This is a genomic window from Duganella lactea, from assembly GCF_009857505.1.
GTDB classification, from domain to species: Bacteria; Pseudomonadota; Gammaproteobacteria; order Burkholderiales; family Burkholderiaceae_D; genus Rugamonas; species Rugamonas lactea.
This window is the reverse complement of the sequence record NZ_WWCP01000011.1, coordinates 84,911-104,065: the sequence shown is the minus strand read 5'-3', so window position 1 is coordinate 104,065 and position 19,155 is coordinate 84,911. Positions and strand designations below refer to the sequence as shown.

Sequence of the window (19,155 nt, the reverse complement as noted above, 5' to 3'; positions counted from 1 at the left end):
GCGCGGAGGGGGGGCATGAGCAGTTTTTCGCACATGGTGGGCAGCAGGACATATCAGTTCCGCGACCTGAAGGACTTGATGGCGAAGGCCACGCCGGCCCGTTCCGGCGACTATCTGGCCGGGCTGGCCGCCGCCACCGCCGAGGAGCGCGTGGCGGCGCAGATGACGCTGGCCGCCCTGCCGCTCAGCGTGTTTCTGCGGCAGGCGCTGATTCCCTACGAGAACGACGAGGTGACGCGGCTGATCATCGACCGCCACGACCGCGCCGCCTTCGCCGCCATCGCCCATCTGACCGTGGGCGACTTTCGCAACTGGCTGCTGGGCGACGCCGCCGACAGCGCCGCGCTGGCCGCGGTGGCGCCCGGCGTCACGCCGGAAATGGCGGCGGCGGTCTCCAAGCTGATGCGGGTGCAGGATTTGATCCTGGTGGCCAGGAAATGCCGCGTGGTCACTGCCTTCCGCAACACCATCGGCCTGCCGGGGCGCTTGTCGACCCGGCTGCAGCCGAACCACCCGACCGACGACGCCACCGGCATCGCCGCCAGCGTGCTCGACGGCCTGCTGTACGGCAGCGGCGACGCCGTCATCGGCATCAATCCGGCCACCGACAACGTGCCGCAGGTGATCCAGATCGTCACCATGCTGGACGAGATCATTGACCGCTATGGCATCCCGACCCAGTCTTGCGTGCTGACCCATGTGACCAACACCCTCGCCGCCATCGAGCGCGGCGCGCCAGTGGACCTGGTGTTCCAGTCGATCGCCGGCACCGAGGCCGCCAACGCCGGCTTCGGCATCAACCTGGCGCTGCTGGCGGAGGCGCAACAGGCGGCGCTGTCGCTGGGGCGCGGCAGCGTTGGCAACAACGTCATGTATTTTGAAACCGGGCAGGGCAGCGCGCTGTCGGCCAACGCCCACCATGGCGTCGACCAGCAGACCTGCGAGGCGCGCGCCTATGCGGTGGCGCGCGCCTACGCACCGCTGCTGGTCAACTCGGTGGTCGGCTTCATCGGTCCCGAGTATCTGTACGACGGCAAGCAGATTGTGCGGGCCGGGCTGGAGGACCATTTCTGCGCCAAGCTGCTGGGCCTGCCGATGGGTTGCGATGTGTGCTACACCAACCATGCCGAGGCCGACCAGGACGATATGGATGTGCTGCTGACGCTGCTGGGCACGGCCGGCTGCACCTTTGTCATGGGCATCCCCGGCTCGGACGACATCATGCTGAACTACCAGACCACCTCGTTCCACGACGCGCTGTACGCGCGCCGCGTGCTGGGCCTGAAGCCGGCGCCTGAATTCGAGGCCTGGCTGCGGCAGATGGCGATTTTCACCAGCGACGAGGCGGCCACGCCGGCGGCAACGCTGCCGCCGGCGTTCGCACGCGCGCTGTCGCGCCTGGCTTGACGGAGCGCCGATGAAATCAGACCTGGTGGTTGAGAACCCCTGGCGCGCGCTGCGCCGCCACACCGACGCGCGCATCGGCCTTGGCCGCGCCGGCGTCAGCCTGCCTACCGCCGCGCAACTGGCCTTCCAGCTCGATCATGCGCGCGCGCGCGACGCCGTGCACGCGCCGCTGGACGTGGCGGCGTTGCGGCCGGCGCTGGCGGCGCTGGATCTGCCCGGCCCGCTGCTGGAACTGCACAGCGCGGCATCCAGCCGCAGCGTTTATCTGCAACGGCCTGATCTGGGGCGGCGGCTCGACGCGGCCTCGCGCGCGCAACTGCAAGCCTTGCCGCGCGACCCGGCCGGAGTCGACCTGGCGCTGGTGCTGGCGGACGGCCTGTCCTCGCTGGCGCTGGCGCAAAACGCCGCGCCGCTGCTGCACGCCTTGCGGGCGCGGCTGGCGCTGGAGCACTGGACGCTGGCGCCGCTCAGCGTGGTCCGTCAGGGACGGGTGGCGGTGGGGGATGAGGTCGGCGAACTGCTGGGCGCGCGCATGGTGGTGGTGTTGATCGGCGAACGTCCCGGTCTGAGCTCGCCCGACAGCATGGGCTTGTACCTGAGCTGGGCGCCGCGACTTGGGCTCAGCGATGCCGGCCGCAACTGCATTTCCAACGTCCGTCCGCAGGGCTTGGATTACGAGGCGGCGGCGTTCAAGCTGCATTATCTGCTGAGCGAGGCGCGTCGCCGCCAGGTGTCGGGCGTCGCCCTCAAGGACGAGACGGCGCAGCTGCGGTCCAGCCTGGAGGCGTCACCGCGCAACTTTCTGCTGGAGTGAGCTGCTTGACCGGCGGCCCGGCAGCGGTCAAGCTTCACCGCTTGTATCAATCACCGTGGAGTGAGACCGCACCATGAGCCGCACCGGCCGCCTTTTCATGCTGATGGACGCCATGCGCGGCTATCGGCGACCCGTCACCGCCGCGCGCCTGGCTGAACAGCTGGGTGTTTCCGAACGCACCATCTACCGCGACATCCAGACGCTGGCCGGCCTCGGCGCGCCGGTGCAGGGCGAGGCCGGCGTCGGCTACATGCTCAAGAGCGGCTTCTTCCTGCCGCCGCTGATGTTCGGCGCCGACGAGCTGGAGGCGCTGGTGCTGGGCGCGCGCTGGGTGCGCCGCCAAGGCGACGAGGCGCTGGCCGCCGCCGCCAACAACGCGCTGGCGAAAATCGCCGCCGCCACGCCGAAAGACCTGCGTGACGACATGGCCGAAACCAGCTTGTGGGTGCCGATCGGCCAGAATCAGCCGGACGCCACCGATATCCACGTCCGACCGGTACGCGAAGCCATCCGTTACCAGCACCGGCTGCGCATGTCCTACCGCGACGAGCACGGCGCGCCGTCCGAGCGGGTGGTGTGGCCGTTCGCGCTGGCTTTTCTCGAAGGCTGCCGCCTGCTGGCCGCCTGGTGCGAGCTGCGCGAGGCGTACCGGCATTTCCGCATCGACCGCATTGCCGCCGTGGAATCGCTGGGCCAGCGCTATCCGGCGCGGCGCGGCGAGCTGCTGAAGACCTGGCGACAGGAGCTGGGCCTGCGCGAGGAGCATTAACCGCGAAACATCCCGTTATGTGAACCAGCGCACAGAGTGCGAGCGGGCGGGGGAGTATTCTGGAACCGTCTCCTCTGGAGGAGATCCCTAGTTTTGGACTTTGCCCGCTGCCTAGCGGGCTTTTTTTTTACAGCATCAACACCGCGTACAGCGACTGCACTTCCTGCGCCGACTCGGTCATGATGGCGTGCAGCGTGCCTTCGCCGACCACGAAATCGATGGTGCGCGCGCCTTGCAAGGTGGCGGCGCCGGGGCGCTGATACAGCGGCGAATGCACCGGCGACAGGTCGTTGGCCAGCAGCAGCGTGTCGCCCATGGTCTCCGGCGGCAGCGCGCGCAAGCCGATCCACATCGCCTCGATCGCCTGCACCACACTCTCCGGCACGCCCAGATGCGCCATCACGCCACGGCCGATGGCGATCTCGCCATGCTCGACCCAATCCTCCGGCTCGCCTTCCATCGCCTGCGGATAGTCGCCCGCCTGCGACAGCATGTAGAATCCGGCCACCTCGTGCACGATGCCGGCGAACAGCGCCGTATCCGGATCGACGTGGGTGACGCGGCGCGCGATCACCTGCGACAGCGCGGCCACATGGGCGGTGTGCTCCCACAGCTGGTTGATCTTGGCCGCCAGCGACGGCTCGCTGACCTGGCTGCCGATCTGGCGCACGATCAGCGCCGCTACCAGCGATTGCAGCGTGCGCACGCCGAGCCGCTGCACGGCCGCGCGCACGCTGGAAATTTCGGTCCGGGAGCGGTTGTAGGCGACCGAGTTGGCGATGGCGACGCTACGCGCCGCCAGCAACGGGTCCGCCTGAATCAGCCTGGCTGCCTCTTCAACGTGGCAGTCAGGGTCATTCAAGGCCTGCTGCAGGCGCAGCGAAGCGTTGACGTTGGCCGGGAACGTGATGTCCCCCCGGCTCGCTTGAGCAGCGATATGCTTGAAGGCGTCGAGTCTGTCCATTGCCAAAAATTATACTCGCAATATTTCTTTGCGGAACTTTTTAAAGCATGACTTTTTATGACGGTTTTCCCCGCAAGCAAGCAAATTGGTTATTGCTCGCTGAAGATGGCGTCGCAGCCCTCTACGGGCTCATCGGTTTCCTGCAGCTCGTCGGTCAGGCCCAGGTCGAACAATTCCTCGACCGCGTTCATGAAACTGTTGTGGGTCGAGGCGCCGATCAGGCGGTAGATCTGGCCGTCGGCGTTGCGCACGCCGACGATCAGCGCTTCCTGGCGCACTTCGTCCGGCGGCGCCACGTCCAGCAACAGGTTGCCGATGATATGTTTGTCGAATTTGGCAGGCTTAATGCCGTCCAGCAGAGAGGTTTTCAAATCTGTATCCTTGGTTTTTTAATCGCATTCACGGTGGGGCGCACTTGCTGCCTGGCCGGCCATGATCACCTGTTTGAGGGCGGACAGCGCGCTTTCCAGCCGGGCAAAGTCGTCCTCGGAGTAATCCTTGAACACTTTGCCGCTTTGCGCGACGACTGCCGGAAACGCGGTGCAGAAGGTCTGCTCGCCCGCCTTGGTCAGCCGCACAAAGAAAGAACGTTTGTCACAGTCGCTGCGCTGACGTTCGACCAGGCCTTTTTGCTCCAGCCGCTCGATGACGCCGGTCAGCGTGCCCTTGGTGATCAAGGTCTTGTCGCCCAGTTCCTTATACGACATGCCGGGCGTGTTGCCCAGCGTGGCGATGATGTCGAACTGCGCGTGCGTCAGGCCGCACCGGCGCACATACTCGCCGGACAGCCTTTCGTAGCCTTGCATACACTCGGCCAGCAGCCGGATGCTTTTCAAGAAGCGTTCACCCATAGTTCAAGATTATAGCCGCTTCGCATCCGGCTTTCCGGCGAGGTACACTATGCGCACTTCCAAGAAAGCCACGAACCGCTGATGTCCTTTGCCCCCCTTTCCAGTCTCGCCCGGCAGCAACCCCTGCGGCTGTTGCTGATCAACGCCGGCGAGGCGGACGCCCTGAGCTGGGCCGGGCTGGTGCAGCCGCTGCGGCTGGCCGCCGCCCAGGTCGGCCGCGACGCGCTGCAATTGCAAACCATGACGCCGGCGCAGGTGGTGCTGGCGCAGCCGGGCTGGGACATCGCGCTGCTGGTGGCGGATGAACAACAGCCGCCGCTGCCGGCCGAGCAGGCGCGCGCCGTCATCGAGCGCTGCCGCTCCGCCAGCTACTGGGGCGGCGTCGGCGCCGGCGTGCTGTGGCTGGCCAGGGCCGGGCTGATGGGTGGCGTGCGCATCGCGCTGCCATGGGCGCTGGCGGCCGACAGCGACCCGGTCACCGAGCGCGCCATCCTGACCCCGCAACTGTTCGCGCTGGACGGCCGGCACCTGAGCTGCTGCGGCGGCGCCGCCTCGATCGACTTCGCGCTGACGCTGATCGAGCAACTGTTCGGCGCCGGCGTCCAGGCCAGCGTCAAGGAAAGCCTGTGCATCGAGCGCGTGCGCGGCGGCGAAGAGCGCCAGCGCGTGGCGCTGCAAGCCCGCTTCGGCGCGCTGCAGCCGCGCTTGTCGGAAGCGGTGACGCTGATGGAAACCAATATCGAAGAACCGCTGTCGACCGACGACATCGCCAACCTGGTGGGCCTGTCGCGGCGCCAGCTGGAGCGGCTGTTCAAGCAATACCTGGGCAGCCTGCCGTCGCGCTACTACCTGGAGCTGCGGTTGCAGCGCGCGCGCCAGCTCTTGCTCGAAACCAACCATTCGATCGTCCAGGTGGGGCTGATGTGCGGCTTCTCCTCCGGCTCGCACTTCTCGACCGCCTTCGGCGCGCTGTTCGGCAACACCCCGCGCGAAGAACGCCAGCGCAAACTCCAGGCCTGACACCGGGGTTTGTATTCTGGCAAGTTTACTTTGCGGCCAAAAGTAAAAATTCTTGTCGCCATTTGAAAAGAACTTTAGCATCCCGGCTTTTACAATGGGTCCACGCGGCGCTGTGCCGCGCATGACCCACATCTTGATAGGGAATGCCATGAATGCCAAAGTAGATACGACCGCCCTCAACCGTCCTGTGACCCGTCAGACGTTCGACGAGGTCCTGGTGCCGACCTATGCACCAGCGGCGATGGTGCCGGTCCGAGGCTCGGGCCTGGACCTGTGGGACCAGTCGGGCAAACACTACCTGGACTTCACCTCCGGCATCGCCGTCAACGCGCTGGGCCATTGCAATCCGATCCTGGTCGAGGCCATGACCCGCCAGGCCAACACCCTGTGGCACCTGGGCAACGGCTACACCAACGAGCCGGTGCTGCGCCTCGGCCTGGCCCTGACCGAAGCCACCTTCGCCGACCGCGCCTTCTTCTGCAACTCCGGCGCCGAGGCCAACGAGGCCGCGCTGAAGCTGGCACGCAAGCACGCGCACAGCAAGTTCGGCGCGCATAAATCGCGCATCATCTCGTGCTACCAGTCGTTCCACGGCCGCACGCTGTTCACCGTGTCGGTCGGCGGCCAGTCGAAATACACCGAGGGTTTCGAGCCGCTGCCGCCATCGATCGATCACATCACCTACAACGACATCGCGTCGGCGCGCGCCGCCATCGGCGATGATGTGTGCGCGGTGATCGTCGAGCCGCTGCAAGGCGAGGGTGGCGTGGTGCCGGGCGACAAAGCCTTCCTGCAGGAGCTGCGCGACCTGTGCACCAAAACCGGCGCCCTGCTGATCTTCGACGAGGTGCAGTGCGGTATGGGCCGTACCGGCGAGCTGTTCCACTACATGAGCTACGGCATCGTGCCGGACATCCTGACCTCGGCCAAGGCGCTGGGCAACGGCTTCCCGGTGGCGGCCATGCTGACCACCCACGAGCTGGCCGCCACGCTGAACGTCGGCTCGCACGGCACCACCTACGGCGGCAACCCGATGGCCGCGACCATCGCGCTGACGGTGCTGGAAACCATCAACCAGCCGGCCTTCCTGGCGCGCGTCAAGGAAGCCGGCGCCAAGCTGCGTTCGACCATGGAGACGCTGGCGGCCGATTATCCGCAGGTGTTCGCGCAGGTACGCGGCGCCGGCCTGCTGCTGGGCGTGGTGGTCACCGACGCGTGGAAGGGCCGTTCGAAAGATATTCAGAAGGCCGCTGAAGCCAATGGCTTGATGGTGCTGATCGCCGGCATGGACGTGGTGCGTCTGGCGCCGGCGCTGATCGTCACCGACGAGCAGATCGCCGAGGCGGATCGCATCCTGCGCTTGTCGCTGGATGGTTTGCTGAAAGCCGCCTGATCCCCCGTCATTCCCGCGCACGCGGGGATCCATGCTGAGCGTGTGTCGCCAGCGTTCTATGGGTTCCCGCCTGCGCGGGAACGACGTTTACGGCCACTATTTAAGGAGTTTCTATGTATGTAGTCCGTCCGGTCGAACTTGCGGATATCCCGGCCCTCGAAGCGCTGGCCGCGGTCCCCATGCCGGGAGTGCATACCCTGCCCAAAACGCGCGAGAAAATCCGCGCCATGGTCGAACTGTCGATCGCCTCGTTCGCCGCCCAGGTCGATCTGCCGAGCGAGGAGGGCTACCTGCTGGTGCTGGAATCGCTGGACGAGAAAAAAATCGTCGGCACCGCCGCCATGTATGCGGCGGCCGGCTCCAACGGCACCTACTTCTCCTTCCGTAACGACGTGATCCAGCAGGTCTCGCGTGACCTCAACATCAGCCACAGCGTGCACGCGCTGACGCTGTGCTCCGAGCTGACCGGCTACTCGCAACTGTCGTCGTTCTACGTCGGCGAGCGTGAACACGGCACCGCCGAAGCCGCGCTGCTGTCGCGCGCCCGTCTGATGCTGGCCGTGGTGGCGCCGCACCGCTTCGCCGACCGTTTCTTCGTGCCGCTGGCCGGCGTGACCGACAGCGACGGCGGCTCGCCGTTCTGGGATGCGCTGGGCCGAAAATTCTTCCAGATGGATTTCCTCGACGCCGAACGCACCATCGGCGGCGCCCGCAACCGCACGCTGATCGTCGAACTGATGCCGCACTATCCGGTCTACGTGCCGCTGCTGCCGGGCGACGCGCAGGCGGCCATGGGCCAGATCCATCCGTCGGGCGAACTGGCGTTCAACCTGCTGACCGCCGAAGGCTTCGAGGCCGACGACTACATCGACATCTTCGACGGCGGCCCGATTCTGCAGGCGCACAAGAATTCGCTGCGCACCTTCACCGGCGCGCTGCAACGGCGCGTGTCGACGTCGGCCGAACAGCCGGACCGCGGCCGCGAGCCGCAACTGCGCTACGCCGTGTCGTCCGGTTCCGAGCATGACTTCCGCGCCGTCATCACGCACTGCCCGGCGCTCGACGCGCAACTCAGCGTGGCGCTGTCTGTCGAGGTACAGGAAGCGCTGCACGTCGCCGAAGGCGACACCGTCATCTGCGTCAGAATATAAAAACGAGACCCCCTATGCTAGTAGTACGCGCAATCCAAGCCACAGACCTCGACGCCCTGTACGTGATGGCCACCCAGGTGGGCAGCGGCATGACCACGCTCAAGCCGGACATGAAGATGATGGGCGACCGCCTGAACATCGCCGTCGCCTCGTTCGCCGAAACCATCCCGCCCGAAAAGCGCGACTACATGTTCGTCATGGAGGATACCGACAACGGCCGCCTGGCCGGCGTGTGCGCCATCAAGGGCGCGGTGGGGCTGAACGAACCGTTCTACAACTACCGCATCGGCACCCTGGTGCACTCCAGCCGCGAGCTGGAAGTGTTCACCCGCATGGATACGCTGTACCTGTCGAACGACCTGACCGGCAGCACCGAACTGTGTTCGCTGTTCCTGCATCCCGATTACCGCAGCGGCAACAACGGCAAGCTGCTGTCCAAGAGCCGCTTCCTGTTCATCGCGCAGTTCCCGCATCTGTTCACCGAAAAGCTGATCGCCGAGATGCGCGGCTACCAGGAGGAGAGCGGCCGGTCGCCGTTCTACGAGGGGCTGGGCCGCCACTTCTTCAAGATGGAATTCGACCATGTCGATGCGCTGACCGCCGTCGGCAAGAAGTCTTTCATCGCGGAGCTGATGCCGCGCCAGCCGCTGTACGTGGCCTACCTGCCGGAGGACGCGCGGGAAGTCATCGGCAAGGTCCACACCTCGACCGCTCCGGCGCGTCGCCTGCTGGAACAGGAAGGCATGTACTTTGAAGGCTATGTCGACATCTTCGACGCCGGCCCGGTGCTGCAGGCGCGCGTGTCCGAACTGCGCGCCATGCGCGACAGCACGCTGGCCGATATCGGCCCGGCGACCGACTGGGATGCCGCCTGCGCGCCGGCCGGCGGCGAGACCGAGCCTATGCTGGTCTCCAACACCAACATGAAAGACTTCCGCATGATTCTGTCGCAGGCGGTGCCGGTCAACGGCGCCATCTCCCTGCCGGAGGAGGAGCAAGACCTCCTGCGCTGCCACAGCGGCGACACCGTGCGCACCCTGACTCTCAATCCGAGGAAGAACAATGGCTAATGCAACGACCAACATCAGTAACTTCATCAACGGCGAGTGGCTGCATGGCAGCGGCGCGGAACTGATCACCATCAATCCGGCCACCGGCAAGCAGACCTGGTCCAGCCGCGCATCCACCGCGCAGGACGTGGCGCAGGCCACCACCGCCGCCCGCGCCGCCTTCGACGCCTGGGCCTTGACGCCGCTGGAAGACCGCATCGCCGTCTGCACCCGCTTCCGCGATCTGCTCAAGCAGGATGCCGAGGAGCTGGCGCTGCTGATCGCCGAGGAAGTGGGCAAGCCGCTGTGGGAAGCGCGCACCGAAGTGACCACCATCGCCAACAAGATCGACATCTCGGTGCAGGCCTACGGCGCGCGCACCGGCGAAACGCACAGCAAGGTCGCCGACGGCGAAGCGGTGCTGCGTCATCGTCCGCACGGCGTGTTCGGCGTGTTCGGCCCGTACAACTTCCCCGGCCACCTGCCGAATGGCCACATCGTGCCGGCGCTGATCGCCGGGAACACGCTGGTGTTCAAGCCAAGCGAGTACGCGCCGCGCACCGCCGTCAAGACGGTGCAGCTGTGGGAGAAGGCCGGTCTGCCGTATGGCGTGCTGAATCTGGTCAATGGCGGCCGTGATACCGGCGTCGCGCTGGGCCAGAGCAAGCTGCTGGACGGCGTGCTGTTCACCGGCAGCTGCCAGACCGGCACCGCGCTGCATAAACAATTCGGCGGCCAGCCGGGCAAGATGCTGGCGCTGGAAATGGGCGGCAACAACCCGCTCGTTATCTGGGACGCCAAAGAAACCGACGCCGCCGTGTTCATGGCGATTTCGTCGGCCTTCATTTCGGCCGGCCAGCGTTGCACCTGCGCGCGCCGTTTGATCCTGCCGGTCGGCGCGGCGGGTGACGCCATCGTCGCGCGCCTGGTCGATGTGGCCAGCCGCCTGACCGTCGGCCCATCGGATGCCGAACCGGCGCCGTTCATGGGGCCTGTGGTCTCCGCCGCCGTCGCCAAACGGCTGGTGCAGGCGCAGGCTGACATGGTCGCGCGCGGCGGCAAGCTGCTGCTGGAGATGAAGCATCTGGATGCCAATACCGGCTTCGTCTCGGCCGGCATCGTTGACGTGACCGACGCCAAGGGCATCCCGGACGAAGAGTGGTTCGGCCCACTGCTGCAGATTATCCGCGTGCCGGACTTCGAGAGCGCCATCGACGCCGCCAACAACACCGCCTTCGGCCTGGCCTCGGCGCTGATCTCCAACGACGAAAAGCTGTGGAAGATCTTCCAGGTGCGTGCCCGCGCCGGCATCGTCAACTGGAACCGTCCGACCACCGGCGCCGCCAGCAGCGCGCCGTTCGGCGGCGTGGGCCAGTCGGGCAACCATCGTCCGAGCGCCTACTACGCGGCCGACTACTGCGCCTATCCGGTCGCGTCGATCGAAAACAACGTCCTCGAAATGCCGGCGAAGCTGTCGCCCGGCATGCACTTCTGAAGGTAACGCCTCATGTCCGCACGCGAATTCAACTTCGACGGCCTGGTTGGCCCCTCGCATAACTACGCCGGCCTGTCGTTCGGTAACGTCGCCTCGTTCAGCAACGTCAAGAGCGCGTCCAATCCCAAGCTGGCCGCGCTGCAAGGCCTGGCCAAGATGCGCGCGCTGGCGGCGCGGGGTTTCGGCCAGGCGCTGCTGCCGCCGCAGGACCGGCCGAATTTCCGCCTGCTGCGCAGCATAGGCTTCACCGGCACGGACGCCGAGGTGTTGTCGAAGGCCGCCAGGGAAGCGCCGGTGATCCTGGCCTGTGCTTACTCGGCCTCGCCGATGTGGACCGCCAACGCCGCCACCGTCAGCCCCTCGGCCGACAGCGCCGATGGCCGTACCCACTTCACCGCCGCTAACCTGAACAACAAGCTGCACCGCGCCTTTGAGCACGAGCAGTCGGCGCGCGCGCTGCGCGCCATCTTCAAGGATGAGAAACACTTCGCCGTGCATGACGCGCTGCCTGGCACGCCGGCCTTTGGCGACGAGGGCGCGGCCAATCACACGCGCCTGTGCAAGGAGCATGGCAGCGCTGGCGTCGAACTGTTCGTCTACGGCCGTAGCGAGTTTGACGCCGGGGCGCCCGCGCCGCGCAAGTACCCGGCACGCCAGACTTTGGAAGCCTCGCAGGCCGTCGCGCGACTGCATGGCCTGTCGGCCGAGCGTACCGTCTATGTGCAGCAGAATCCCGATGTCATCGATCAAGGCGTGTTCCATAACGACGTGATCGCGGTAGGTAACGCCAATGCTCTGTTCTACCACGAGCAGGCATTCGCCGATGAAGCAGGCGCGCTCGATCAGTTGCGCCGTGCGATGGGCGCGGTGGGCGCGGACCTGAACGCGATCCGCGTCGACACCGCCCACGTGCCGGTGGCCGATGCCGTCGCCAGCTATCTTTTCAACAGCCAGTTGCTGAGCAAGGCCGATGGCAAAATGGCGCTGGTGATTCCGCATGAGTGCCAGGAAGTCGGCTCGGTGGCGCGCTACCTGGAAAACCTTGTGGCGGGTGGCGGCGTTGTCGATGAACTGATACATTTCGATCTGCGCCAGTCGATGCGCAACGGTGGTGGTCCGGCATGCCTGCGTTTGCGCGTGGCGCTGACCGACGCCGAAGCCGCCGCCATGCATCAAGGCGTGTTGATGACCGAAGCGCTGTATCACACGCTGGTGGCGTGGGTGGAAAAACACTACCGCGACCGGCTGGAACCCGCCGATCTGGCGGACCCACAACTGGCGATAGAAGTGCATAATGCACTGGAAGAGTTGAGCCGACTTCTTGGTCTTCCGGGACTCTACGACTAAACCGCGCAGCCACAAGCCGGCGCGGCCCCTTGCAGCACAAAATACCTATAACGTATTGGAGAAGCAAAGATGAAACAAACGCCACAAGACCTGCGCCAGCAAACACTGGAGCTGGTCAACGTCAACAAGCCCGCCACCGAAGTCGCTGCCCTGGTCAGCGCATGGCTGGCCTCCATCGACGCGGAAGACCTGGCGGGCACCGCGCCCGACAGCCTGGCGCCGGTCCTGGCGGATGGTTTCACCCAAGCCTCCAAACGTAGCGGCAGCGGTGCGCAGATCGCCCGGCTGCACTACGACGATGGCCGCGGCGGCAAAGCCACCGCGCTGCTGATCCTCAACGATGACATGCCGTATCTGGTGGACTCGATCGTCATGGCCATGCGCAAACTGCGCGTGACCGCCAACAGCGTGCTCAATGCCGTGCTGCCGGTGGCGCGCAACGCCGACGGCGTGGTGACCGCCGTGGGCGAGCATGGCGCCAAGCTGGAATCGTATGTTCTGGTGCTGCTGTCTGAAGATTTGCCGGAAGCGGAAATCGGTGCGCTGACCGACCGTATCGTTATGGTCTCGCGGGACGCAGCCGTGGTGCGCCGCGACCGCGCCTCCATGCTGGAACACTTCAGCCGCATCGGCGCCGAAGCCGCCGCCCATGGCGAAGAAGGCAAGGAAGTCGCCGCCTTCCTCGACTGGGCCAGGACCGAAGGCTTCGAGCCGTTCGGCTACGCCTATTACGCCGTCAAGCCGGGCGTGCGCGAACTGGAACGCGACATCCCAAGCCGCATCGGCGTGCTGCAGGATACCTCGCACCCGGTCTACGGCACCTGCCTGGCCAACATCCCCGGCGACTTCGACACGCTGTCCAAGCGCGCCCACACGCTGTCGATCGTCAAGGCCGACGTGGATGGCACGCTGCACCGCGACCAGCAACTGGACTTCATCGGCATTCGCCACACCGACGCGCAGGGTGCGATCCTCGGCGAGTACTGCTTTGTTGGCCTGTTCACCCGCGCCGGCAACGTCACACCGCTGAATCGCCTGCCGTTCGCGCGTGGCCGCGTGGCGCGTGTGCTGAGCATCGCCGGCGTGCGCCAGGAAGGTTTCCGCGCCGAGAAGTTCGTCGAGATCCTCGAATCGCTGCCGCGCACCGAGGCGCTGGAAGCGGAACCTGAATGGCTGGCCGAAGTCTGCGGCGCCGTCGTTTCGCTGTACAAACAGCCGCGCGCCAAGGTGTTCGCCCGCCGCGACGTGTATGCGCGCCACCTGAATGTGCTGGTCTACCTGCCGCGCGAGCGTTACAGCGCAAGCGTTGCCTCGGCACTGGCCAAGGCGCTGCAAGCCAGTTCCGGCGCGCAGCACGTCAGCTCGCAGACGCTGGTGGCCGACGGCCCGCTGGCCCGCGTCTACCTGATCGCCCATGGCGCCCGCTATCCGCTGGATCTGGAAACCGATATTCAGCAGCCGTTGCTGGCGGTGCTGGACGGCTGGCACGACAAATTCTCCGTGCTGGCCGACGCCGTCACCAACGTACCGCTGCGCGCCAGCCTGCGCAAGCTGTGCGCCACGCTGCCGACCGACTACGTCGCCAGCACCACGCCATCGGCCGCCTTCCACGATCTGGGCGCCATTTTGCGCCACCCGGACACCTCGCGTGTTCACGCCCGCGTGGACGCCGACAACGGCCACACCACCATCCGCCTGTATTCGGTGGAGCGCGTGCCGTCGCTGTCGACCATTCTGCCGGCGCTGCATAACGCCGGCGTGGCGATCGACCGCGAACAGGCGCACTCGCTGCGCGTGAACGGTGAGCGTCACTACGTTACCAGCCTGTCGGTGGACGCCGCCAGCGCGGCCAAGCTGGCCAAGCCGGAAATCGTGCCGGTGGCCGAAGAGCTGTTCGCCGCGCTGTTCAACAACGAAGCCGAGGATGGCCGCCTGAATGGCCTGGTCATCGAAGGCGGCCTGAGTGTGCGCGAAGTGCAGCTGGTGCGCGCCTACATGAGCTACTGGCGGCAGGCCAGCCCGCGGTTCTCGGTGCGCTACATGGCGGAGACGCTGCGCAAGCAGCCGGTGCTGGTCAAGGAACTGGTGGACGTCTTCCTGCAGCGCTTCAATCCGGCGAACGACGAAGCCACCCGCGCCGCCGCGCTGGACAAGATGGCCGACATCCGCGGCCGCCTGCCGGCCATCAACCACGCCGACAGCGAGGAAGTGCTGGGCGCGATGGCCACGCTGATCGGCGCCACGCTGCGCACCAACTACTTCCAGAACGCGCAGCAGGGCGACAAGATCATCTTCAAGTTCGACACCAGCAATCTGACGCTGCTGCCGGAACCGCGCCCGTTCCGCGAGATCTTCGTGTTCTCGCGCCGCTTCGAGGGCGTGCATTTGCGCGGCGGCCCGGTGGCGCGCGGCGGCTTGCGCTGGTCGGACCGCATGGAAGACTACCGCACCGAGGTGCTCGGCCTGGTGAAGGCGCAGATGGTGAAGAACGCCGTCATCGTGCCGGCCGGCGCCAAGGGCGGTTTCGTATGCAAGCAGATGCCGAAGGACGCCGCGCGCGAAGTCATCGCGGCGGAAGGCGAAGCGGTCTACCGCCTGTTCATTTCCAGCCTGCTGGAAGTGACCGACAACCGCGTGCTGGGCAACATCGTCGCGCCGGTGGATACCGTCTGCTATGACGACAGCGATCCATACCTGGTGGTGGCGGCCGACAAGGGCACCGCGACCTTCTCCGACATCGCCAACGGCATCGCCGTGCAGCGCGGCTTCTGGCTGGGCGACGCCTTCGCCTCCGGCGGCTCCAACGGCTATGACCACAAGAAGATGGGCATTACCGCCAAGGGTGCGTTCGAGGCGGTCAAGCGCCACTTCTACGAAATGGACCACGACATCCACGCGCAGCCGGTGACCATGGTCGGCGTGGGCGACATGTCGGGCGACGTGTTCGGCAACGGCGCGCTGTTGTCGCGCAAACTGAAAGTCGTGGCGGCGTTCGATCACCGCCACATCTTCCTCGATCCTAATCCTGACATGGAAGTGTCGTTCAAGGAGCGTGAGCGCATGTTCGCGCTGCCGCGCTCCTCGTGGGAGGACTACAACAAGGAGCTGATCTCACAAGGTGGTGGCGTGTTCCCGCGCACGGCGCGTTCGATCGCGTTGTCGCCTGAAATCCGCGCCGTGCTGGATATTGAAGAAACCGCGCTGGCGCCGGAAGAGCTGATGCACCGCATCCTGCTGGCGCCGGTGGATCTGTTCTACAACGGCGGCATCGGCACCTACATCAAGGCGTCGACCGAAACGCATGCGCAGGTCAAGGACCGCGCCAACGACAACATCCGCGTCAACGGCAATGCGCTGCGCTGCAAGGTCGTCACCGAGGGCGGCAACCTGGGCGCGACGCAGGCCGGCCGTATCGAATTCGCGCTGTCCGGCGGCCGCATCTTCACCGATGCGATCGACAACTCGGCCGGCGTGGATTGCTCGGACCACGAGGTGAACGCGAAGATGTGGCTGGACGTGGAAATGAACGCCGGCCAGTTGAGCGAAGCGGACCGCAACCGCATCCTCAACGAGATGACCGACGATATCGAACGCCTGGTCCTGCGCGACAACACGCTGCAAACGCAGTTGCTGGTGCGCGAATTGCAGGCGCAGGCCGACCCGGATGTGCAGGACGGTTACGCCGCGCTGATCGCGTCGCTGGAAGAAGAGGGCGCGTTGTCGCGCGAGCTGGAACAACTGCCGTCGGTGGCCGAACTGGCGCGCCGCAAGGCCGATGGCCGCGGCCTGACCACGCCGGAGCTGGCGGTGGTTATCGCCAACGTCAAGAACCGCTACAAGCGCATTCTGTCGGCGCTGCCGCTGACCGGCAACAGCTGGGCCGAGTCGGTGCTCAAGCCGTACTTCCCGGATCTGCTGGTGGCCACGCGTCCGGCGCTGGCGCACCCACTGGCCAACGCCATCCTGGCCACCGTGCTGGCCAATGAATCGGTCAACCGCTGCGGCCCGCTGATGCTGCGCCAGCTGGCCGGCGAGCATAGCGTCGATGAAGCGGATGTGATCCTGGCCTGGGGCCAGGCATGGTCCGCGCTGAATCTGGCGCCTATCTTCAACACGCTGGACGAAGATGCACTGAAGGTGCCGCGCGCCGTATCGATCAAGGTCGATGCGCATACCCGCGTGCTGCAGAAGTCCGTCATCGAAGGCGCGTTGTCGGTGTCGGCCGAGCAGTTGCAGGCACAGGGAGGCGTGGCCGAGCTGACCCGCTTGTTCGCTCAACCGGAAACGCTGGCGCAACTGACGCCAGCCAGCGGTCAGTCGGAAGCCGAGTTGACCGCCGGTCTGCGCGTGGAATTCGTGCGCGCCTGGATGGCGGTCGATGCGCTCGACGCGGTGGCGGCGTTTGTGTTCGCGGCGCTGTCGGTATCGCGCCCGGCGGGCATGGACTTGCCGGCCTTCCTGCAAGTAGGCCTGGCGCTGCGCGCGCAGATCGGCATCGACACGCTGGAACGTGGCCTGAAGCTGCCGGCCACCAGCCGTTCGCAGGAACAGCTGCGCGCCTATGCACAGAACGCGCTGCGCCGCACGCAGCAACGCCTGCTGTCGCAAGTGCTGAAGCAGGCGACCGGCGGCCATTCGGCGCTGGAGGCGGTGGAGGCGGTGGAAGTCGTCGCCAACACGCTGGGCTTGTCGGGCTATGCTGCGGCCACGGACCTTGAACAGGCGATGCTGGACGTGTGGGCCTTGTCCGAGGCGGTCAACGCCAGCACCCTGGCGCTGGCGGCATAAGCCGATGAGCGATTTGCCAGCGGCATTGCCGCCAGCCGTCCGCGCGCTGGCGGAGGCGGACTTCAGCGCCATCGCGCCGCGCTTCATGGCGGCCGGCTTCACGGTCGCCGAGCCGGCGGACGGCATCATCACGATTCGTGCCGGCGATAGCGCCGCCGTTCGCCCGGCGGTGCTGATCTCCGTCGGCGTGCACGGCGACGAGACGGGGCCGATCGAAGTGGTGGCTTATCTGCTGGACGCCTTGTCGCATCAGCCCTCCGCGCTGGCGGTGGACCTGATGCTCTGCGTCGGCAATATCGGCGCCATCCGTGCCGGCAAACGCTTCATCGACGCCGACCTGAATCGGATGTTCCGCGAACAGCGCGGCACACTGGAAGGCACCGCCGAAGCCGCGCGTGCCGATGTGATGATCGCGGCCACCGCCGCGTTCTTCAAGGATGCAGGCCCGGTGCGCTGGCATCTGGACCTGCATACGGCGATTCGTCCCTCGGTGTATCCAACCTTCGCCATCGTGCCGGAGCTGATTGCCGACGCGCCGCGCGCGCGGCTGATCGACTGGCTGGGCCTCGCCGGCATCGGCGCCATCATCATGAACCCGGCGTCGGTGGGCACCTACAGCTATTACTCGGCCGAGCACCACGCGGCGGCCGGCACCACGATAGAACTGGGCCGCATCGGCATGCTGGGTCAGAACGACCTGGCGCAGTTCAAGGATGCTTCGCAGGCGCTGGACGACCTGCTGCGCGGCGCGCCGAAACGCGCGGGCGCGCAGCGGCCACACATCTTCAACACCGCCCGCCAGATCATCAAGTTGAGCGACCAGTTCAAGATGGCTTTCGGTAAGGAGACGCATAACTTCACCGCCATGAAACAGGGTGAAGAGATTGCGCGCGATGGCGACACCATCTACACGGTGCAGCATCCGGAAGAACTGGTGGTGTTCCCGAATCCCGACGTGCGGGTGGGGCTGCGTGCGGGCCTGATGGTGGTGCGGGTTGGCTGATCTTTACCCGCCTTTACACTCTGCGGGCTTATCGATACATGGTTTGGTTCGTTAATAAGTACATACATTGTCCTTAACTACGGAGTAAGAGCCATGAGTACCATCCGCAGCCTGTCCAGCAGCACCGCCGCCAGCGCCACCACGTTCGACCCATCGAAAGCCGCCTCGCGCCTCGCCACCAAAGTCTTTAGCGACATGGACGCCGACACCGACGGTTCGGTGACCAAAGACGAATTCGTCAAAGGCCTCGAATCCAAAGGCGTTTCGTCAGAGGACGCGACCAAGCAATACCAAGCGATCGACAAGGAAGGCACCGGTTCGATCACCAAGAGCGATCTGGAATCGGCCATCAAGAGTGGTGATTTCAAACCGCAGCGCCCACAAAGCGGCGGTGAAGGCGGAACTCAGGGAGCGCGTGGAGCTGGCGGCGCAGGAGGCACGAGCGCCACGGTCTCCAGCAGCACCAAAACCTACGAAGCCGCCGACAAAAACGAAGACGGCACCGTCACTGAGCAAGAACAACTCGTCTATGACAGAGCCCAAGCCGCCAAGTCCGGCGCCAGCACCACCAGCACCACCAGCGCCGACAAGCTCGGCAACAACGTCGACGCCATGGCCTGAGTTCTGCTAGCTCAGACTTAACCTGGCACGAACTGTCAGATGAGTTGGAGTTCCGAGAGGCCGCTTGCGGCCAAATGCGGACCCTTGCGGATGATCGCAAAGAACCGGGAGCGCGCTTCGCTCAAGGGAATCTTGCCGAAGTCAGATCTCGGCTGACCAACCGCTTGCAGGTAGCGACTTTTGACCGCCGGGCAGCCAGGCTGCCCGGCGCGGTCTATATCGGTTAAGCGCGGATGAGCAGCGTGGTCAGCGTGATGGCCAGGCCGAGCAGCACCATCGCGGCGCCGGTCAGGGCGGCTGGGTGAATGCGGCGGGAGACGGTCGGGATTTTCTGGATCGGCATGGCGGGGTTCTCCTTCTTGGCTCTAGAGTAATACTTGCCTCAAGCGTAACCCGAGCCTTGTTTCCAATCTATACGCACCACTGTATCAAAAGTAAGCACTTGTAACGAGGTTGTTTTTTAGGCACAAAAATCCTTTAGCG

At 65.6% G+C, this 19,155-nt stretch carries 15 protein-coding genes; 12 read left to right on the top strand and 3 right to left on the bottom strand.

Annotation, left to right across the window (positions count from 1 at the left end; all coding sequences use genetic code 11):
* Positions 1 to 15: 15 nt before the first annotated feature.
* The 3 genes from GTP44_RS11615 (at position 16) to GTP44_RS11605 (ending at position 2,990) form a co-directional block, all read left to right on the top strand.
* Positions 16 to 1,407: an ethanolamine ammonia-lyase subunit EutB gene (locus tag GTP44_RS11615; RefSeq protein WP_161019549.1), complete on the top strand. Its 1,392-nt coding sequence runs from the start codon at positions 16 to 18 to the stop codon at positions 1,405 to 1,407.
* 10 nt (positions 1,408 to 1,417) lie between these two features.
* Entirely contained in the window at positions 1,418 to 2,221 is an 804-nt protein-coding gene (eutC, locus tag GTP44_RS11610; RefSeq protein WP_161019548.1) for an ethanolamine ammonia-lyase subunit EutC, read from the top strand.
* A gap of 73 nt (positions 2,222 to 2,294) precedes the next feature.
* Positions 2,295 to 2,990, top strand: a complete 696-nt coding sequence (locus tag GTP44_RS11605) for a helix-turn-helix transcriptional regulator (RefSeq protein ID WP_202424053.1) — start codon at positions 2,295 to 2,297, stop codon at positions 2,988 to 2,990.
* Positions 2,991 to 3,117: 127 nt separating this feature from the next.
* On the opposite strand, the gene GTP44_RS11600 is transcribed toward GTP44_RS11605, so the two are convergent.
* From GTP44_RS11600 to GTP44_RS11590, 3 genes are all read right to left on the bottom strand, one after another.
* Positions 3,118 to 3,954 (bottom strand): HDOD domain-containing protein, encoded by an 837-nt coding sequence (locus GTP44_RS11600; RefSeq protein ID WP_160989029.1) that lies wholly within the window; start codon positions 3,952 to 3,954, stop codon positions 3,118 to 3,120.
* Positions 3,955 to 4,043: 89 nt separating this feature from the next.
* Positions 4,044 to 4,325 carry a hypothetical protein gene (locus GTP44_RS11595; RefSeq protein ID WP_160989030.1) on the bottom strand — a complete coding sequence of 94 codons (282 nt, stop codon included), beginning with the start codon at positions 4,323 to 4,325 and terminating at the stop codon, positions 4,044 to 4,046.
* 18 nt (positions 4,326 to 4,343) lie between these two features.
* On the bottom strand, positions 4,344 to 4,805 hold the full coding sequence (locus GTP44_RS11590; RefSeq protein WP_160989031.1) for a MarR family winged helix-turn-helix transcriptional regulator: 462 nt from the start codon (positions 4,803 to 4,805) through the stop codon (positions 4,344 to 4,346).
* Between the two features lie 81 nt (positions 4,806 to 4,886).
* On the opposite strand from GTP44_RS11590, the gene GTP44_RS11585 reads away from it, so the two are divergent.
* From GTP44_RS11585 to GTP44_RS11545, 9 genes are all read left to right on the top strand, one after another.
* Positions 4,887 to 5,825, top strand: coding sequence for a GlxA family transcriptional regulator (locus GTP44_RS11585; RefSeq protein WP_160989032.1), 939 nt, complete (start codon positions 4,887 to 4,889; stop codon positions 5,823 to 5,825).
* A 148-nt stretch (positions 5,826 to 5,973) separates the two neighbouring features.
* The gene (locus GTP44_RS11580; RefSeq protein WP_161019547.1) at positions 5,974 to 7,218 is read left to right on the top strand and encodes an acetylornithine/succinyldiaminopimelate transaminase; all 1,245 of its coding nucleotides are present in this window, start codon (positions 5,974 to 5,976) and stop codon (positions 7,216 to 7,218) included.
* A 113-nt stretch (positions 7,219 to 7,331) separates the two neighbouring features.
* Positions 7,332 to 8,369: an arginine N-succinyltransferase gene (locus GTP44_RS11575; protein ID WP_160989034.1), complete on the top strand. Its 1,038-nt coding sequence runs from the start codon at positions 7,332 to 7,334 to the stop codon at positions 8,367 to 8,369.
* Positions 8,370 to 8,383: 14 nt separating this feature from the next.
* Positions 8,384 to 9,439, top strand: a complete 1,056-nt coding sequence (gene astA, locus GTP44_RS11570) for an arginine N-succinyltransferase (protein WP_161019546.1) — start codon at positions 8,384 to 8,386, stop codon at positions 9,437 to 9,439.
* Positions 9,432 to 10,913: a succinylglutamate-semialdehyde dehydrogenase gene (gene astD, locus GTP44_RS11565; protein ID WP_161019545.1), complete on the top strand. Its 1,482-nt coding sequence runs from the start codon at positions 9,432 to 9,434 to the stop codon at positions 10,911 to 10,913. The genes astA and astD overlap by 8 nt, the downstream gene beginning before the upstream one ends.
* A gap of 12 nt (positions 10,914 to 10,925) precedes the next feature.
* On the top strand, positions 10,926 to 12,260 hold the full coding sequence (gene astB / locus GTP44_RS11560) for an N-succinylarginine dihydrolase (protein ID WP_161019544.1): 1,335 nt from the start codon (positions 10,926 to 10,928) through the stop codon (positions 12,258 to 12,260).
* A 69-nt stretch (positions 12,261 to 12,329) separates the two neighbouring features.
* A complete protein-coding gene (locus GTP44_RS11555; protein ID WP_161019543.1) occupies positions 12,330 to 17,048 on the top strand; it encodes an NAD-glutamate dehydrogenase domain-containing protein in 4,719 nt (1,572 codons plus the stop codon).
* Between the two features lie 4 nt (positions 17,049 to 17,052).
* Positions 17,053 to 18,051, top strand: a complete 999-nt coding sequence (locus GTP44_RS11550) for a succinylglutamate desuccinylase (protein ID WP_161019542.1) — start codon at positions 17,053 to 17,055, stop codon at positions 18,049 to 18,051.
* 93 nt (positions 18,052 to 18,144) lie between these two features.
* Entirely contained in the window at positions 18,145 to 18,672 is a 528-nt protein-coding gene (locus GTP44_RS11545; protein WP_161019541.1) for an EF-hand domain-containing protein, read from the top strand.
* Positions 18,673 to 19,155: the final 483 nt, after the last annotated feature.

Bases quoted from the DNA above. Each gene is read 5' to 3' on its own strand.
- GTP44_RS11615 (WP_161019549.1), top strand. From the start codon at position 16: ATGAGCAGTTTTTCGCACATGGTGGGCAGCAGGACATATCAGTTCCGC.
- eutC (WP_161019548.1), top strand. From the start codon at position 1,418: ATGAAATCAGACCTGGTGGTTGAGAACCCCTGGCGCGCGCTGCGCCGC.
- GTP44_RS11605 (WP_202424053.1), top strand. From the start codon at position 2,295: ATGAGCCGCACCGGCCGCCTTTTCATGCTGATGGACGCCATGCGCGGC.
- GTP44_RS11600 (WP_160989029.1), bottom strand. From the start codon at position 3,954: ATGGACAGACTCGACGCCTTCAAGCATATCGCTGCTCAAGCGAGCCGG.
- GTP44_RS11590 (WP_160989031.1), bottom strand. From the start codon at position 4,805: ATGGGTGAACGCTTCTTGAAAAGCATCCGGCTGCTGGCCGAGTGTATG.
- GTP44_RS11585 (WP_160989032.1), top strand. From the start codon at position 4,887: ATGTCCTTTGCCCCCCTTTCCAGTCTCGCCCGGCAGCAACCCCTGCGG.
- GTP44_RS11580 (WP_161019547.1), top strand. From the start codon at position 5,974: ATGAATGCCAAAGTAGATACGACCGCCCTCAACCGTCCTGTGACCCGT.
- GTP44_RS11575 (WP_160989034.1), top strand. From the start codon at position 7,332: ATGTATGTAGTCCGTCCGGTCGAACTTGCGGATATCCCGGCCCTCGAA.
- astA (WP_161019546.1), top strand. From the start codon at position 8,384: ATGCTAGTAGTACGCGCAATCCAAGCCACAGACCTCGACGCCCTGTAC.
- astD (WP_161019545.1), top strand. From the start codon at position 9,432: ATGGCTAATGCAACGACCAACATCAGTAACTTCATCAACGGCGAGTGG.
- astB (WP_161019544.1), top strand. From the start codon at position 10,926: ATGTCCGCACGCGAATTCAACTTCGACGGCCTGGTTGGCCCCTCGCAT.
- GTP44_RS11555 (WP_161019543.1), top strand. From the start codon at position 12,330: ATGAAACAAACGCCACAAGACCTGCGCCAGCAAACACTGGAGCTGGTC.
- GTP44_RS11550 (WP_161019542.1), top strand. From the start codon at position 17,053: ATGAGCGATTTGCCAGCGGCATTGCCGCCAGCCGTCCGCGCGCTGGCG.
- GTP44_RS11545 (WP_161019541.1), top strand. From the start codon at position 18,145: ATGAGTACCATCCGCAGCCTGTCCAGCAGCACCGCCGCCAGCGCCACC.